Source organism: Frankia sp. CcI49, assembly GCF_001983215.1.
Lineage (GTDB): Bacteria > Actinomycetota > Actinomycetes > Frankiales > Frankiaceae > Parafrankia > Parafrankia irregularis.
In genome coordinates this window covers 13933-28593 of record NZ_MOWP01000001.1, presented here as the reverse complement: position 1 = coordinate 28593, position 14661 = coordinate 13933, and the positions used below count along the sequence as shown (strand labels likewise).

Below are 14661 nucleotides of genomic sequence, written 5' to 3'. Positions count from 1 at the left end.
GCCAGGCTAGAACGGTGAATCCGCCTTGGAAGCAGTAGTTACCCCCGAGCGCGCGGGGGGCGGAACAGCCGCCTCACTCGCAGACCGCCCTCGGGGCACGACCAGCCGTGAGGGAACATGCGCCACCTCCGTGGTGGGCACCGGCACCCGGCGGCGGATGGTCTGTGCGCAGACCCGGGCCGCATCGACGAGCACGACGAGCGCGAGCAGCGCGAACAGCAGCGCCAGGACACCGTCCACCGTGGAGTTCAGCACGACCCTGTGCATGTCACCGATGCTTTTGGCCGGCGCCAGGATCCTGCCGTCGTCGAGCGCGTCGGCGTAGCGGTCCCGCTGGGCGAAGAACCCGACCCTGGGGTCCGCGGAGAAGACCTTCTGCCAGGCCGCGGTGAAGGTGACCGCGACATCCCAGGCGAGCGGGGCACCGGTGACCCAGGCCCACCGCACCCGCCCGCTCTTGACGAGCAAGGTGGTCGCGACTGTCAGCGCGACGGCCGCGAGCAGCTGGTTGGCCATCCCGAACAGCGGGAAAAGCTGGTTGATCCCACCGAGGGGATCAGTCGCCCCGGCCCAGAGGAAATAGCCCCAGGCACCGACCACCAGGGCGCTGCTCAGCCAGACTCCGGGCCACCAGCTCACCCGGCCGATCGGTTTCCACAGGTTCCCCAGCGTGTCCTGAAGCATGAACCGCCCGACCCGGGTGCCGGCGTCCACGGTGGTGAGGATGAACAGCGCCTCGAACATGATGGCGAAGTGGTACCAGAACGCGGCCAGCCCGCCGCCGCCGAAGGCGCCGGAAAGAATGTGGGACATGCCGACGGCGAGCGTCGGGGCACCGCCGGTGCGAGCTACCAGCGTCGGCTCGCCCACGGCCCGGGCCGCGGCGTCGAGTGCGTCCGGGGTGATGGTGAAGCCGAGGTGGGCGACCGCGGCCGAGGCCGAGGCCGCCGTCTGCCCGACCACTCCGGCGGGCGCGTTCATGGCGAAATAGAGGCCAGGAGTCAGAGCCGCCGCGGCGATCAGCGCCATCAGGGCGACGAAGGACTCGACCAGCATCGCCCCGTAGCCGACCAGCCGTATCTGGGACTCTTTCTGGATCATCTTCGGGGTGGTGCCGCACGCGACGAGCGCGTGGAATCCGGACAGCGCGCCGCAGGCGATGGTGATGAACAGGAACGGGAACAGGCTGCCGGCGAACACCGGCCCGTTACCTCTGGTCGCGAAGGGGCTGACCGCCTCCGCCTGGAGCACCGGTAGCTCGACGACAACGCCCACGGCAAGCAGACCGATGGTGCCGATCTTCATGAAGGTGGAGAGGTAGTCGCGTGGCGCGAGCAGCATCCACACCGGCAGCACCGAGGCGACGAAACCGTAGCCGACCAGGCAGATGACCAGCGCTTTCGGGCTCAGGGTGAAAGCGGAGGCGAGCCCCGACTGCTGTACCCAGCGGCCGGCGACAATCGCCGCGAACAACGCCGCGACGCCGAGGGCGGTCGCCTCGGCCACTCGTCCGGGCCGAATCGCCCGCAGGTAGAGACCCATGAACACCGCGATCGGGATCGTCATCGCGATCGAGAAGGTGCCCCATGGCGAGTGCGCGAGCGCATTCACCACGACGAGTGCGAGCACCGCCAACAGGATGATCATGATTGCGAAGACGGCGACCAGCGCGGCCACCCCGCCCACCGGGCCGATCTCGTCCCGGGCCAGCTGGCCGAGGCTCCTGCCGTCACGGCGCACCGAGAAGAACAGGGTGATCATGTCCTGCACCGCGCCGGCGAAGATCACGCCGACGACGATCCAGATCGTGCCGGGCAGATAGCCCATCTGCGCGGCCAGGACCGGGCCGACGAGCGGGCCGGCCCCGGCGATGGCGGCGAAGTGGTGGCCGAACAGCACCCGCCGGTCAGTCGGCTGGAAATCGACGTCGTTGGCGAGACGCTCGGCCGGCGTCGCCCGGGTGTCATCCACGCGCAGCACCCTGTCCACCAGGAACCGTGCGTAGAAACGGAAGGCGATGGCGTAGGAGCCCAGGCCCGCGACCAGCATCCAGAGCGCGGACACCGACTCGCCCCGGGACAGCGCGAGCACAGCCCAGCCAACCCCGCCGGCCACCGCCACGATGGTCCAGACGGCGATCGACCGCACCCGTCCGGCCCTGCCGGCGGTGTCGACGATGCCGCGATGCGCGGTCACGAGCCACCATCCCTGATCGCCCCGCTGGACAGACCCGCGAGACCGACATCCGGCGGCAGATCGCAGCTGAAGCRCCGCAGCCCGAACCGGCGGCGGCAGTCCACCGCGATCGCCCGGCCCACCAGGTACGGGTAGGCCCGCGGATGGGCCACGGCGCTGTCGGGCGGGTCCGTGTCGAGCGGGCGGAAGCCGCGGTACCCGCGCGTGACGGCCCTCGGCGCCGTGCGCAGCCACGGCTGGCCGGCACATCCGCAGCACAGCCCCAGCCCGGCCCAGTCGAAAACGATCATCTCGTCCGCGCGAAGCGCCGTGCACGCACGGCCGGTCAGGCGGATCAACGCCGGCACGTCCTCATGAGCGGAGTCCACCGACATGACACACGAAAAGCAACGACCTGGCTACATACAGTTTTCGCGTCGCCGCGGCGAGCCTCGGCGCCCAGGCCGGCGCGGTGGAGCGGCAGCAGTGCGGCCAGCCAGAACGGGGCAGCGCCCCGTCACGACGCTGTGACGGGGCGCTGCTTTCCCTCCGCTGCGGCCGGCCTGACATCCGGGAGGCTGTTCTGCCAGGCCGACCGCGGGAGGCCTGTCGCGCACGGGGCCGGCCCGCTGACGTGCGGGGCGCGAAGCTCCGAGCGCTGGGTGCTGAGTACGTGAGTACTGAGTTACTTACTGGAAGTCGGTCGGAACCGGCTCGGACCATTTCCGGTCCGTGCCCGGCCAGCACAGCCACGGCTTCTCGGCGGTCGCCCCACCGATGAACTCGAACTTGCCGCCCTTGTAGGTCAGCAGGCTCATGCACTCCTGCTTCGGCCCGTGGGTGGCCGGGTCGTCCTGGGTCGGCATTTCGTGCTGACGTGACCAGTCGATCGCCGGGACGAGGCCGCCCGCGGTGAAGGAGGTCAGGGCGTTCGTCGCCTTGACGACGGAAGCCTGGGTGAATCCGGGGCCGGCGGCCTTGATGCCCTGGTAGGCGGTCTCGGCGGCGATCCAGCCGTACTCGGCGAGCTCCGTCAGCTTCGACCCGCTCTTTTCCATCCACTTCTTGAACAGGGCGAGGCCGTTGCCCTCCCCGTTCGATTCGAAGGGCCGGAAGGCGACACCGAGGACGTCGCCCTCGAACAGGTCACCGGCGCCCTTCATGAAGGTCAGGTCGTAGGAGTTCGACTGCAGGATCGGGACGTCCGCCATGCCCTGCCGCTTGAGCTCCTGGGCGAGCGTCTTCTGGCCGTTGATGTCGAAGCAGCTGACGATGAACTCGACGCCGGCGTTCTTCATCGCGCTGACCTCCGGGCCGATCCCGTTCGGGATGCCGAAGGCGATGCCGTTGTTGGTGTAGACGACCTGCTGGCCGGTTTCCTTCGAGTAGAGCTTGATGGTGTCGGTCGCCGCGTTCGCGCAGTCCTTGGAGCTCTGCGAGACACCGTAACCCAGGGTGGCGATCTTCTTGTCACCGAGGACCTTGGGTGCGTAGGCCATGAAGTGGCGGGTGCAGGCGATGCACTCGACGCCGTTGCTCGCGTAGATCGAGTCGTGGCCGTTCATGTCATCCGGGTACCACGGGACGGAGTAGACCGGGATGCCCGCGTTCGCCAGGTCCGGCCAGCCGGTCGCCAGCATCGGGACGCTCAGGGTCGCGAAGGTGTCATTGTCGTTGATGATCTGCAGCGAGCCCTCCTTGTTCTTGGCAAGGGCGTCGTCGATCGTCGTGGTGAGCTTCAGCTTCCGGCCGTCCAGGCCGCCCTCGCTGTTGCGGTAGTCGAAGTAGGCGTTGATGCCCTGGATGAAACAGTCGTAAAGGCAGGTGCCCAGCGGGTTGTTCGTCTTCGTGCCGATAGCGGCGAAGTGGATCTCGTCGGCGGTGACGCCCGGCGAGGCGTTGGCCTCGCGCGACACCGGGGTGTCGGGGGTCTTCTCACCACCCGAATTCGAACAGGCGCCGACCAGAAGGCCGGCGATGACAACGACAGAGGATATCCAGGATAAGTGTCGTCTCATCAGACCGAAATCCCTTCGCAACGCCATGCGATGTGCAAGGCTTGATGAATTGAACCAGTGTCTCGGCGCCGGAGCCGATTCCGTCGCCTTTAATCAGATACAGCGCGCTCCCGGCCGCGAGCCGATCACCGGTAGCGATCGGCCGGGCATTGGCCGGGCCTCCCGGTGACCCGCGGGTTGCCCCATCGGCTGGACCACGCTCCTCGGCTGACGGGCCGGGCCCGAGGCCACCAGCGGGGCCCGGCTGGATCCGGGTTCCGCACACGGCAACCTGCCCATCTCGACCTCCAGGAGTCACCGGCCACCATGCGCGCCCACTTCCTCACAAGTCTCCGCAACGGTGCGTATTGTTAATGCATCGGCACGTCTGTGTCTAGGCTTAGGCGCCGTGACCGATGCCCGCCGGGGTAGACCCCGCAGCGACCAGGCCGACCGCGCCATCCTCGGCGCCGCTGCGGACCTGCTCACCTCTGTCGGCTACGAGCGGCTCTCGGTCGAGGGCATCGCCGCCCGGGCGGGCGTGGCCAAGCAGACGATCTACCGGCGCTGGCCCTCCAAGGCCGCGGTGGTCGCGCAAGCCGTCCTCGCCGCGCAGTCCGGGGTTGCGATCGCCCCACCCGCGGACACCGGCGACCTACGCGCCGACCTGCAGGAATGGGCGCTGCAGTACGGGCTGTGGCTGGCCGATCCGGTCGTGTCAGCGATGATTCGCGGGCTTGTCGCGGCGGCGGTGGACAGCCAGACCAATGCCACCCGGCTCTACGACCACCTCGCCGACCCGATCCGCACCGCGATTCTCAGCCGGCTCACCCAGGAGGCGGAACGGGGCACGCTCCGGAAGGGCGCCGACCTCGACGCGCTCATCGACGCCATCCTCGGCACCATGCTCTACCGGGTGCTCTCCAGCCTCACCGACGACCCCAGGCCCGACCTCGGGGGGCTCGTGGACATCCTCGTCGACGGGGTGAGGGCTCAATAAACGCCGCCCCAGCCCACCACCTTTCGGTAGGTACGGGCGGCGACCTTCCAGGCGGCGCGCTCCCCCGCCGCGCTGTCGGTGAGGACGGCGAAGCCGATCTGCTCCCCGAAATCCGGGCCGTTCGCCAGATGGACCCGGAACCGGACCGCCGCGTGCCCCGGATCGATGAAGACGATGTCGTCGATGCTCGGCCGAGCCGTCCGCACAATGTCCGGATGTTCTGACCGCACCCGCTCCAGCAGCGGGCGCAGCGCCTCTCCGCCCTCGATCGCCGCAAGCGTCGCGGTGGTCGCCGCGGCCTCCGCGTCCGGGTCGGAGCCGCCCTGCCCACCGGTGAACGCCGTGGTGAAGGCGGCTCGGATCTGCTCGGCCGCCGTCTCCGGGTCGGCCGGCGGGACGCCGGGACGCGGCAACGCGAGCCCATCCGGCCACAGGACGACGGCCCGCTCCGCGGCCGCACGCACGAGGGCGGCGTCGACGACGGTCTCGCAGATCTGCAGCCCACGTGCCGGGAAGGCGGCCAGCAGGGTCAGGGGCCCGGGCGGCGGGAGCGGAGCGAGCCAGTAGCGGACCACCGCCCGCAGACCGGCCTCCGGGTCCGGCACCTCGCGCCCCGACACGACGAGCCCCACGCCGTCGCGGCCGGGTGCCGGCCAGGCGAACTCCCGGGGCCACGGCATGCTGCTCGCCGTGCGACCGTCGGCGAAGCGGACGGCGAACGGCACGATCATGCTCGCCGCGTGCTCCCAGCCGCCCGGAAGTGTGGGCTCCCAACCCGGCCCGCTGCCGTGCCGCAGCCGTATTTCCAGCGTGATCTCCACACCCATCGGGTAGGCGGACATACCGACGACGGCGACCGCGGTATCCGCATTCGCGCCGATAAGCTGCTGGACCGGGGCGACACCGGGAAGAAAGTGCGTCAGGTTGTGGCCGAACGGCAGCTGCCGCGCCCTGCCACCGCCCCAGGAACCGAAGTTCCGCGCCACCGCGGATGCTATGGAACTGGGCTCCGCGGAGGAGAAGTTCATGATCTCAGATCATGGCAGAGATCACCCGTTTCGGCGAGGTAATAAACGATGGATATCGCCGACCAGCCGGAGAGACCGTGCCTCGTCTACGCGCCCGAGTTCTCGACCGCATTGACCAGCTTGAAGGCACCGCGCGGGCCGTCCCCGGGCCGTCGATCTGGAATCCGCGGCAGGTCTCCGGCATGACCGGGGTCGCTCCCGCGACCGCCACGCACGTCGCCCGGTGGAACCCGAGCACTGTTCTCGCGCTGTGCGCCGGCGCCCGCGAGATCGTCGAGCTGCACGGCTACCAGCACGACTGCGAGGGCGAGAACGGGCCGTGGAGCGTTCCCGAGGGCCGGGTCTGCGCGACCCTGCGCGCCGCCGCCCGGATGCTCGGCGTCGATCCGGACCAGGGCTGAGCACGACGTATTATTCGCCGGACGATCAGCGACCTGGAGGAACGGACGATGGCTGTGCCTGCCGAGGAGCTGCTGCCAGGCACCCGCCGCGCCCTGCTGCACCGGCTGGCCGTCGGGCAGGCACAGGGGCGCACCCCCTCGCTGGTCGGCGCCGTCGTACGCGGCGGGCGACTGGTCTGGGCCGAGGGCCGGAGCATGATCGACGGGCACAGCCCGGACGCGGACGTCCAGTACCGGATCGGTTCGATCACGAAGACCTTCGTCGCGGTCCAGGTCATGCGCCTACGGGATGAGGGGGCGCTGGATCTGGCCGACCCGCTGGCCCGGCACCTGCCCGACCTCGCGGCCACGCCCACAGCCGAAGCCGCTGCCGCGGCAGCGACAGCGGCAGCGGCTGGCTTGGGGGCGGGGGCCGGGGCCACAGGCGGCGCCGGAGCGCTGACGATCGCCCACCTGCTCGGCCACACCTCGGGCCTCGCCTCCGAACCTCCCGGGCCCTGGTGGGAGCGCACCCCGGGAACGCTGCGGCCGCGGCTCGGTGACGTGCTCGACGAGCCGCCGCTGCGCCATCCGCCGGGCCGCCGGTTCCATTACTCCAACCCCGGGTTCGCGCTGCTCGGTGCGCTCGTCAGCCGGCTGCGCGGGCAGCCGTGGGGCGACACGCTGCACCAGGAGCTGCTGGCACCGCTCGGCCTGAGCCGGACGACGCTGCTCCCGCAGGCGCCGCACGCCGGTGGCTTCGCGGTCCATCCCTGGGCCGATGTGATGCTGCCCGAGCCTCTGCAGGACACCGGTGTGATGGCGCCGGCGGGCCAGCTCTGGTCGACCGCCGCCGACCTGGCCCGCTGGGCGGTGTTCCTGACCCGCGGTGACAAGGACATCCTGAGCGCCGACACCCTGGCCGAGATGCGCCAGCCCACCTCGGGCCCCGACAAGGCCGACGGCTGGACCACCGCCACCGGGCTCGGCCTGCAGCTGCGGCGGCACGACGGCCGCCTGCTGTACGGCCACGCCGGCTCGATGCCGGGATTCCTGGCCGGGGTCTGGGTGAGCCGAAGCGACGACGTCGCCGCGGTCGTCCTGGCGAACGCGACGGCGGGGCCCGCGGTCGCCCAGATCGCCGCGGACCTGATCCGGATCGTCGCCGAGCACGAGCCGCGCATCCCGGAGCCCTGGCGCCCGGTGTCCGCCGTCGACCCGGAGCTGCTGGCGCTCACCGGCCTGTGGCACTGGGGCCCGGCACCGCACCTGATGTACCTGCGCGCCGACGGCGGGCTGGAGCTCATCCCGCAGGGCCAGACGGGCCGCGGCTCCCGCTTCCGCGCCGAGCCGGACGGCACCTGGACGGGGTTGGACGGCTACTACGCGGGCGAGACCCTGCGCGTCGTCCGCGCGGCAGACGGCACCGCCGCCCACCTGGACATCGGCACCTTCGTCTTCACCCGCACGCCCTACGACCCCGGGGTGGACATTCCCGGCGGCATCGACCCGGACCCCTGGCAGGCCTACTGACGTCCCGGCGTCCGGGCGGGCTCGGCGGCGGTCAGCCGGTCAACGGCGTCGTTGAGCGCGCCCAGCTCGGCGGCGAGGGCCCGCACCCGGTCCGGCCCGAACTCGGCCAGCGCCTTCTTGAAGACCTCGGCCCGCAGAGCGCCTTCATGCGCGTACACCCGCTCGCCGTCCGGGGTCGCCCGCAGCAGGCGGCGCCGGGTACCGGGGGCCGGCAGGAACTCGAGGAGACCACGGCCGATCGCGGCCTTCACCTGGCGGCTGACCGTGGACTGCTCCAGTTGCAGCATCTCCTCCAGCTCCCGCATCGAGAGGGGGCCCGTTTCCGCCAGCGCCCAGAGGATCCGGAAGCTCGACCGGTCGAGGGTCGACTCCTCGGGTAGCTGGACCCGCCGCCGGCTGAGCCGCAGAACCTCGTTCCCGAGCGCCCGCAGCGCCTCGTCGTCGATCGACTCCCCCAGGCCCCCCGCCGACCTCAGATCCCCCGAGACCTCGGGTTCCGACCAGGCCCCGTGGTCAGGGTGCGGCGGGCCGGCGGTGTGGCTGCCGTCCATAGCATCCTCCAGTACGTGGAACACAAGCAGTACCAGACGCTAGACGGCGGTGACGACGTCTGCCTCGGTGGCCGGCGCTGCCGGCACCGCCGTGGCCGTGGCCGTGGTCGACCGCCGGCGGCGCGGAAGGAACGCGGCGAGCACGGCACCGGCCGACGCCGCGATGGCACCGATGCCGAAGCAGAGCGTGAACGCGCCCTCGCTGGGTAGCCGAATCCCCCCGAACGCGGTGGTGTTGCTGGCGAGCACGGTGCCCATGAGCGCGGCCGCCACGCTGCCGCCGACCGAGCGGGTGAGGGCGTTGAGACCGACCGCGGCCGCCGCGTCCTGGGGTGGTGTGGCGTCCAGGATGAGGGTGGGCATCGCGGCGTAGCCGATGCCGACACCGGCGGAGCCGACACACATGACGATCAGCAGCTGCCACGGGGCGTCCATGAGAACCACGCCCAGGCTGTAGCCGACGGCCAGGACCAGCGCGCCGATCACGAGGGTGATCCTCGGCCCGGTACTGCGGATCAGCCTGCTGGAGATCGGGGCGAACGCGAGCATCATCAGGCCGGCCGGAGCCATCCACAGCCCGGTGGCCTGCAACGACTGGCCGAGACCGTAGCCGGTGGCCGCCGGCAGCTGGAGCAGCTGCGGAATCACGATGGACTGCGCCATCATGCCGAAGCCGACCGCCAGGGCCGCGATATTGGTCATCAGCACCGGCCGCTTCGCGGTGGCCCTCAGGTCGACCAGCGGCTCGTCCTGACGCAGCTCGGCGAAGACCCAGAGCACCAGGACGGCCAGGCCGCCGGCGATCGCACCGAGGGTGCGGGCGTCGCCCCAGCCCCAGGCGGTGGCCTTGGAGATACCGACCAGGAACACGACCAGGCCCACCGCGAGGCCGAGCGCGCCCAGTACGTCGAAGCGCCCCTCGTGGCCGTCATGAATGTGCGGGATGGCGACAGCCGCGAGCACGAACACGACCGCGGCCACGGCCGTCGACACCCAGAACACGGTGTGCCAGCCACCGACGTCGACGATCCAGGCGGCCAGCGGAAGGCCGATCGCACCGCCGACACCCAGGGTGGCGCTCATCGCGGCCAGGGCCGTCGGCGCCATCCGCGGCGGGGTGATCTCCCGGATGAGCGAGATGCCGACCGGGATGAAACCGATCGACATGCCCTGCAGGGCACGGCCCACCAGCATCGGTGTGAGCGAGCTCGACAGCGCGCACACCAACGACCCGACGATGAGCGCACCCGCGCTCGCCATGAGCACCCGCTGCTTGCCGAACAGGTCCGCGAGTCGACCCGCGACCACCATGAACACCGAAGCGGCCAGCAGGGTGACGGTGACGACCCAGGCCGAGTTGGACGCCGAGGTGCCCAGCAGATGGGGCAGCTCGGTCTGCAGCGGGATCACCAGCGTCTGGGTGAAGGCGGTGGCCATCCCACCGATGCACAACGCGATCACCGACACGATCGGCGGCGCCTTCCTGGCACCCGAGGCAAGCGACATGATCCAACTTTCGTCCGCGCCTACATACTTGATACAAGCAATGTATGCATAGTACATACATGTAGTGCCGACGTCAGATCAGGCCGAGTGACAGGCGATACACCGCTGCAGCCGACGGGCAGGACCGTGCGGTCAGGTCGCCCCGACGGGGCGACAGTGCCGGGCGGGGCGGTACGCCGGGTCAGAGCAGGCCGTCGTCCGACAACGTCACGGTCTGCACGCGGTGGACGCCCCTCCTGCGGACGACGACGTCACCGGTCACCCGGACCCGGCAGGCGAGCCGCAGGTTGCCGACACCCGTGAGGTCGGGTGCGTCCACGACGTCCGCAGGAGCAGCGGCGCCCTCGATACCCGCGACGCCCTGGAGACCGCGAGGCAGCCCGCCGGAGAGCAGGGGCTCAAGGGCGCCGCACTCCGCGTCGTCGGGCGGGACGAGATGCTCGGCGCCACGGACGACCTCCAGGCGGCAGACCGTGCACGTCCCCTGCCCATGGCAGGTCGTGGGCCAGTGGTACCCGAGCCGCCACGCGGCCTCGATGACCGTCTCCCCGGGTTCGACCGTGAGCTCGGCACCGAGGGGCTCGACGCGCACCACCGGCCCACCCGGCCGCGGATCCGTCACGGCTCCATCATCGCGCGACCGGACGGCCGCGGGCAGCGTCCGCCGACCGCTTCAGACTGCTGCGGCAGCCGGGATCACAGCCGGCGGATACACCTGCTCGACGCGGTCGCGGTGGGTGTACATCTCCCAGTAGCACTCGGCCAGATCGTCGGGGTCCACCACGGGGAACCGCATGCCGTCGACGGTCAGGTCGCCCGTGGCGTCGGCTGCCGGGGCGTTCTCGCTGCGGGCGATGGCCGCCGCCACGGCGAGCGTGGCGGCGTAGACGCCGGTGCCGGCGAGCTCCGCGTGCAGGGAGTACACATAGTTGCGGGCGGCGGCCATCACCGGCCCCGGACCACTGAGGTTCGCCATCGCGTGCACCGCCGAGAAGCCCTGTGTCAGCAGGATCGCGCCGTCCGCGCGTTCGGTCATCTCCGGCAGCACGGCCTGGACGACCTCCACCGGGGTGAGCAGGAACAACGGGATCAGCGTCCGCAGGGTGGCCGCGTCCAGGCCAGCCGCGGGGGTGAAGTCAAGACCGGCCGGTACCGGCCCGTACTCCACGACGTCGATGCGACCGAAACGCTCCCGGATGGCCTCGACCAGCGCGGGCACCTGGGCGGGGTCGGTCAGGTCGGCGGGGAAGACGGCCGCCTCGATGCCCTCGTCGGCCAGTCGCGCCGCGAGCGCGTCGAGGCGGTCCCGGCGACGGGCCACCAGGGCCACCCGGAAGCCCTCGCGCCCGAAACGGTGCGCCAGCGAGACACCAAGCCCGGTCCCGGCACCGAAGATCGCAATCACTTTGGACACGGCGACTCTCCTTGCTTTCTCATTCGACTAAGTTGACCCATGGGTCAATTTCAGGTCGAACGGTAGCATGGAACTTGACCGTAGTGCCAAGTTAGCCCGGTGCCGGGGCAGCCGGGACCAGGGAGAGACCAGATGCGGGCCGACGCGCAACGAAACGCGGGCAAGCTACGGGAAGCCGCCGCCGAGCTCTTCGCCGAGCGCGGCCTGCAGGTACCCCTGAAGGAGATCGCGCGCCGGGCCGGCGTCAGCCACGGCACCCTCTACAACCTCTTCGGCAGCCGCGAGGCGCTCATCGATGAGGTGGTCGTCGACCTGGCCGCCGACCGGCTCGCAGCGGCGGCCCGGGACGCACTGGCCCATGAGGACGCCTGGGAGGGGTTCGCCTGTTACATCGAGAAGCTCTGCGAGCTACAGGCCACCGACCCCGCGCTCGCCGACGTGCTGAGCGGCCGCTACCCCGGCGCCGAGCGCCTGATGGACCTGTGCAGCCGGGCGAGCGCCGATTCGACGCGAATCATCCAGCGTGCGCAGGACGCCGGGGAGCTGCGCCCCGACTTCACCGGCGAGGACCTCGCCCTCACCTTCGGCGCCATCGCCCGCCTGGCCCGTGCCAGCGCTGGGACCAACACCGGCGCTGACACCGCCCCCGACGTCTGGCGGCGCAGCGTCGCCTTCCTCCTGGACGGCCTGCGCACCGGGGCCGCCCGCGGCCCGCTTCCTACCGGCCCCGCGACGCCACGACAGGCCTACGCGGTACTGAGCCGACTCTCCGGCATAGAGTAAATACTCACTACTTAGATCTCCGCCCGTCACCAGCACCCGCGCAGCCGTCGCATGGTCACGGATGACCAGGAGGCGGAACGCGGGGCCGGTGGGGCAGACGTCGGGAAGACCGACATCCGTGGAGCAGGGCCCGACGGGTCAGAGCAGCTCGAGGATGGTGGCGTTGGCCTGGCCGCCGCCCTCGCACATGGTCTGCAGGCCGTAGCGGATGCCGTTGTCACGCATGTGGTTGACCAGCGTCGTCATGATCCGGGCACCGGAGCCACCAAGCGGGTGGCCGAGCGCGATCGCGCCGCCGAGCGGGTTGACCGCCTTGGCATCGGCGCCGATGTCGGCGAGCCAGGCGAGCGGTACCGGGGCGAACGCCTCGTTGACCTCGAACGCGCCGATGTCGTCGAGCTTGAGCCCGGACCTGGTGAGCGCCTTCTGGGTGGCGGGGATCGGCGCGGTCAGCATGATCACCGGGTCGCTGCCCGCGAGGACGGCGGTGTGGATCCGGGCGATCGGCCGGAGGCCCAGCTCGGCGGCCTTCTCACTGGTGGTGATCAGCAGCGCCGCCGAGCCGTCGGAGATCTGGGAGGAGTTCGCGGCCGTGATCACGCCGCCGTCCTCCACCGTCCTGAACACGGTCTTCAGCTTCGCGAGCCCCTCGACGGTGCCGCCGCGGCGGATGCCCTCGTCCTTGCTGATGACCGTGCCGTCGGCCAGCGTGACCGGTGCGATCTGCGCGTCGAACCGGCCCTCGTCCTGGGCGGCGGCGGCCTTCTCGTGCGAGCTGACCGCGAACTCGTCGCACTGCGCCCGGGAGAAGCCCCAGCGCTCGGCGATCATCTCGGCGCCGACGCCCTGGTCGGGGAAGGCGTTGTTGTAGCGGGCGAGGTAGCGCTCGCCGAACGGCACCTGGCCCATCAGCGCGCTGCCCATCGGCACCCGGGACATCGACTCGACACCACCGGCGATGACGAAGTCGTAGTGGCCGGCGACCACCCCGGCGGCGGCGAAGTGCACCGCCTGCTGGGACGACCCACACTGCCGGTCGACGGTCACACCGGTCACCGTCTCCGGGAAGCCTGCGCCGAGCGCCGCGTTACGGCCGATGTCGAATGTCTGCTCGCCGACCTGGCCGACGCAGCCCCAGACGACGTCCTCCACGAGAGCCGGGTCGACGCCCGCGCGCTCGACCAGCGTGGCCAGCACATGCGCCGACAGGTCCGTCGGGTGCACACCCGACAGCCCTCCGTTCCGCTTGCCGACCGGCGTCCGCACCGCCTCGACGATCACCGCATCACGCATGACGACGTCCCCTCAGTTGGCCAGCGTTGCTGAGTATGCATTCACTCTTGCAGGCGATGCAAGTGGTGGCTAACCCAGCGCGGGCACGATGCTATTCGCCCGCCGGCCGTCACGGAGGTCCACCGACTCCGCCGCCAGCGCCACCGTCAGACGGGCTGGCCGATCGGACGGATCGTCACCGTGTTGAGGTCGACGCCTGCCGGCTGGTCGAGCGCGAAGCCGATCGCCTCGGCCACCGAATCCGGGCTCATCGCGATGGGGGGGGCCTGGCCGTGCCAGAACGCGGTGTCGATCATGCCTGGGTTCACGACCGTGACTCCGATGCCGCGGGTCGTGGCGTGCAGGCGGAGGTTCTCGGCGAGGCCGACCACTGCCCACTTCGTGGCGGAGTAGAGGTTGCCCGGGCTGTTCTTGATTCCGGCCACGCTGCCGATGAGCACCAGCCGGCCGCGGGACCGCTCGAGGTGGGACAGGGTCGCCTCGGCCAGCAGAGCCGGGCCGAGCACGTTGGTGAGCACCATCGGTGCCCAAAGCCGCGGATCGCCGCCGTCGATGACGCCGGCACCGCCCGTCCGGAAATGATCCGCGGACGCGCCGCCCGCGTTCGCGACTGCCGCGTCGAGCGACCCGAAGCGCTCCACCGTGCTGGTGACCGCCGTGTTCGTGGAGTCCCAGTCGGAGGCATCCGCTATCAGACCCAGCACGCGGTCCGCGTGGCCGACTTCGTCTAGGAAGGCCTTGAGCCGACCGGGGTCGCGCCCGGTGACGGCGACCCGGTGGCCACGCCCGAGCAGGAGCCGAGCGGTCGCGGCGCCGATCCCGCTCGTGCCACCGGTGATCAGGACCGTCTTTCCAGCGACCGGCGATGCGCCCGAGTCAGTGAGTGTGTCAGTGAGGAAGGTGCTCATGGCGTCCACTCTGTGGCGCGGCGCGGACCCCCGACAGTTGCTTCCAAAGGTGGGGACGCCATCCCCTGGCAGGCAGCGGGTCGCCCAGGGAGG

Annotated in this window: 14 protein-coding genes; 4 read left to right on the top strand and 10 right to left on the bottom strand. The window is 70.8% G+C overall.

Annotated elements, in window-relative coordinates; translation table 11 throughout:
- Nucleotides 1–6: 6 nt before the first annotated feature.
- The 3 genes from CcI49_RS00125 to CcI49_RS00115 form a co-directional block, all read right to left on the bottom strand.
- Complete coding sequence (locus CcI49_RS00125) at nt 7–2196, bottom strand: carbon starvation CstA family protein (protein ID WP_076823596.1); 2190 nt, start codon at nt 2194–2196, stop codon at nt 7–9.
- Nucleotides 2193–2570, bottom strand: a complete 378-nt coding sequence (locus tag CcI49_RS00120) for a hypothetical protein (protein ID WP_076823595.1) — start codon at nt 2568–2570, stop codon at nt 2193–2195. Before CcI49_RS00120 ends, CcI49_RS00125 begins: the two co-directional genes overlap by 4 nt.
- Nucleotides 2571–2864: 294 nt before the next feature.
- The gene (locus tag CcI49_RS00115) at nt 2865–4193 is read right to left on the bottom strand and encodes an ABC transporter substrate-binding protein (RefSeq protein ID WP_054564401.1); all 1329 of its coding nucleotides are present in this window, start codon (nt 4191–4193) and stop codon (nt 2865–2867) included.
- 388 nt (nt 4194–4581) lie between these two features.
- Between CcI49_RS00115 and CcI49_RS00110 the strand changes: the two genes are divergently transcribed.
- The gene (locus tag CcI49_RS00110; protein WP_076823594.1) at nt 4582–5172 is read left to right on the top strand and encodes a TetR/AcrR family transcriptional regulator; all 591 of its coding nucleotides are present in this window, start codon (nt 4582–4584) and stop codon (nt 5170–5172) included.
- Here the strand turns inward: CcI49_RS00110 and CcI49_RS00105 are convergent.
- Entirely contained in the window at nt 5166–6200 is a 1035-nt protein-coding gene (locus CcI49_RS00105; RefSeq protein WP_076823593.1) for a hypothetical protein, read from the bottom strand. The genes CcI49_RS00110 and CcI49_RS00105 overlap by 7 nt on opposite strands.
- Nucleotides 6201–6277: 77 nt before the next feature.
- Between CcI49_RS00105 and CcI49_RS41365 the strand changes: the two genes are divergently transcribed.
- Together CcI49_RS41365 and CcI49_RS00095 are read left to right on the top strand one after the other, a co-directional pair.
- Nucleotides 6278–6601 carry a DUF6221 family protein gene (locus CcI49_RS41365; protein WP_076823592.1) on the top strand — a complete coding sequence of 108 codons (324 nt, stop codon included), beginning with the start codon at nt 6278–6280 and terminating at the stop codon, nt 6599–6601.
- A gap of 48 nt (nt 6602–6649) precedes the next feature.
- Nucleotides 6650–8113, top strand: coding sequence for a serine hydrolase domain-containing protein (locus CcI49_RS00095; protein WP_076823591.1), 1464 nt, complete (start codon nt 6650–6652; stop codon nt 8111–8113).
- Here CcI49_RS00095 and CcI49_RS00090 read toward each other — a convergent pair.
- The 4 genes from CcI49_RS00090 to CcI49_RS00075 all read right to left on the bottom strand — a co-directional run bounded on the left by CcI49_RS00090 (nt 8107) and on the right by CcI49_RS00075 (nt 11584).
- Nucleotides 8107–8664, bottom strand: a complete 558-nt coding sequence (locus CcI49_RS00090) for a MarR family winged helix-turn-helix transcriptional regulator (protein WP_054564406.1) — start codon at nt 8662–8664, stop codon at nt 8107–8109. The two genes, CcI49_RS00095 and CcI49_RS00090, sit on opposite strands and share 7 nt — an antisense overlap.
- A gap of 39 nt (nt 8665–8703) precedes the next feature.
- On the bottom strand, nt 8704–10170 hold the full coding sequence (locus tag CcI49_RS00085) for an MFS transporter (RefSeq protein ID WP_054564407.1): 1467 nt from the start codon (nt 10168–10170) through the stop codon (nt 8704–8706).
- A 181-nt stretch (nt 10171–10351) separates the two neighbouring features.
- Nucleotides 10352–10792: a 2Fe-2S iron-sulfur cluster-binding protein gene (locus CcI49_RS00080; protein WP_054564408.1), complete on the bottom strand. Its 441-nt coding sequence runs from the start codon at nt 10790–10792 to the stop codon at nt 10352–10354.
- Nucleotides 10793–10843: 51 nt separating this feature from the next.
- Complete coding sequence (locus CcI49_RS00075; RefSeq protein ID WP_076823590.1) at nt 10844–11584, bottom strand: SDR family NAD(P)-dependent oxidoreductase; 741 nt, start codon at nt 11582–11584, stop codon at nt 10844–10846.
- 132 nt (nt 11585–11716) lie between these two features.
- Here CcI49_RS00075 and CcI49_RS00070 point away from each other — a divergent pair, with 132 nt between their 5' ends.
- Nucleotides 11717–12367 (top strand): TetR/AcrR family transcriptional regulator, encoded by a 651-nt coding sequence (locus CcI49_RS00070; protein ID WP_054564410.1) that lies wholly within the window; start codon nt 11717–11719, stop codon nt 12365–12367.
- 138 nt (nt 12368–12505) lie between these two features.
- Here the strand turns inward: CcI49_RS00070 and CcI49_RS00065 are convergent, their stop codons facing one another.
- The gene (locus tag CcI49_RS00065) at nt 12506–13660 is read right to left on the bottom strand and encodes an acetyl-CoA C-acyltransferase (RefSeq protein ID WP_076823589.1); all 1155 of its coding nucleotides are present in this window, start codon (nt 13658–13660) and stop codon (nt 12506–12508) included.
- A gap of 146 nt (nt 13661–13806) precedes the next feature.
- On the bottom strand, nt 13807–14568 hold the full coding sequence (locus CcI49_RS00060; protein ID WP_054564412.1) for an SDR family NAD(P)-dependent oxidoreductase: 762 nt from the start codon (nt 14566–14568) through the stop codon (nt 13807–13809).
- Nucleotides 14569–14661 lie beyond the last annotated feature (93 nt).

Excerpts from the sequence above, each read along its gene's own strand:
- CcI49_RS00065 (WP_076823589.1), bottom strand. The coding sequence starts at position 13,660 with ATGCGTGATGCGGTGATCGTCGAGGCGGTGCGGACGCCGGTCGGCAAG.
- CcI49_RS00085 (WP_054564407.1), bottom strand. The coding sequence starts at position 10,170 with ATGTCGCTTGCCTCGGGTGCCAGGAAGGCGCCGCCGATCGTGTCGGTG.
- CcI49_RS00115 (WP_054564401.1), bottom strand. The coding sequence starts at position 4,193 with ATGAGACGACACTTATCCTGGATATCCTCTGTCGTTGTCATCGCCGGC.
- CcI49_RS00105 (WP_076823593.1), bottom strand. The coding sequence starts at position 6,200 with ATGAACTTCTCCTCCGCGGAGCCCAGTTCCATAGCATCCGCGGTGGCG.
- CcI49_RS00095 (WP_076823591.1), top strand. The coding sequence starts at position 6,650 with ATGGCTGTGCCTGCCGAGGAGCTGCTGCCAGGCACCCGCCGCGCCCTG.
- CcI49_RS00060 (WP_054564412.1), bottom strand. The coding sequence starts at position 14,568 with ATGAGCACCTTCCTCACTGACACACTCACTGACTCGGGCGCATCGCCG.
- CcI49_RS00090 (WP_054564406.1), bottom strand. The coding sequence starts at position 8,664 with ATGGACGGCAGCCACACCGCCGGCCCGCCGCACCCTGACCACGGGGCC.
- CcI49_RS00070 (WP_054564410.1), top strand. The coding sequence starts at position 11,717 with ATGCGGGCCGACGCGCAACGAAACGCGGGCAAGCTACGGGAAGCCGCC.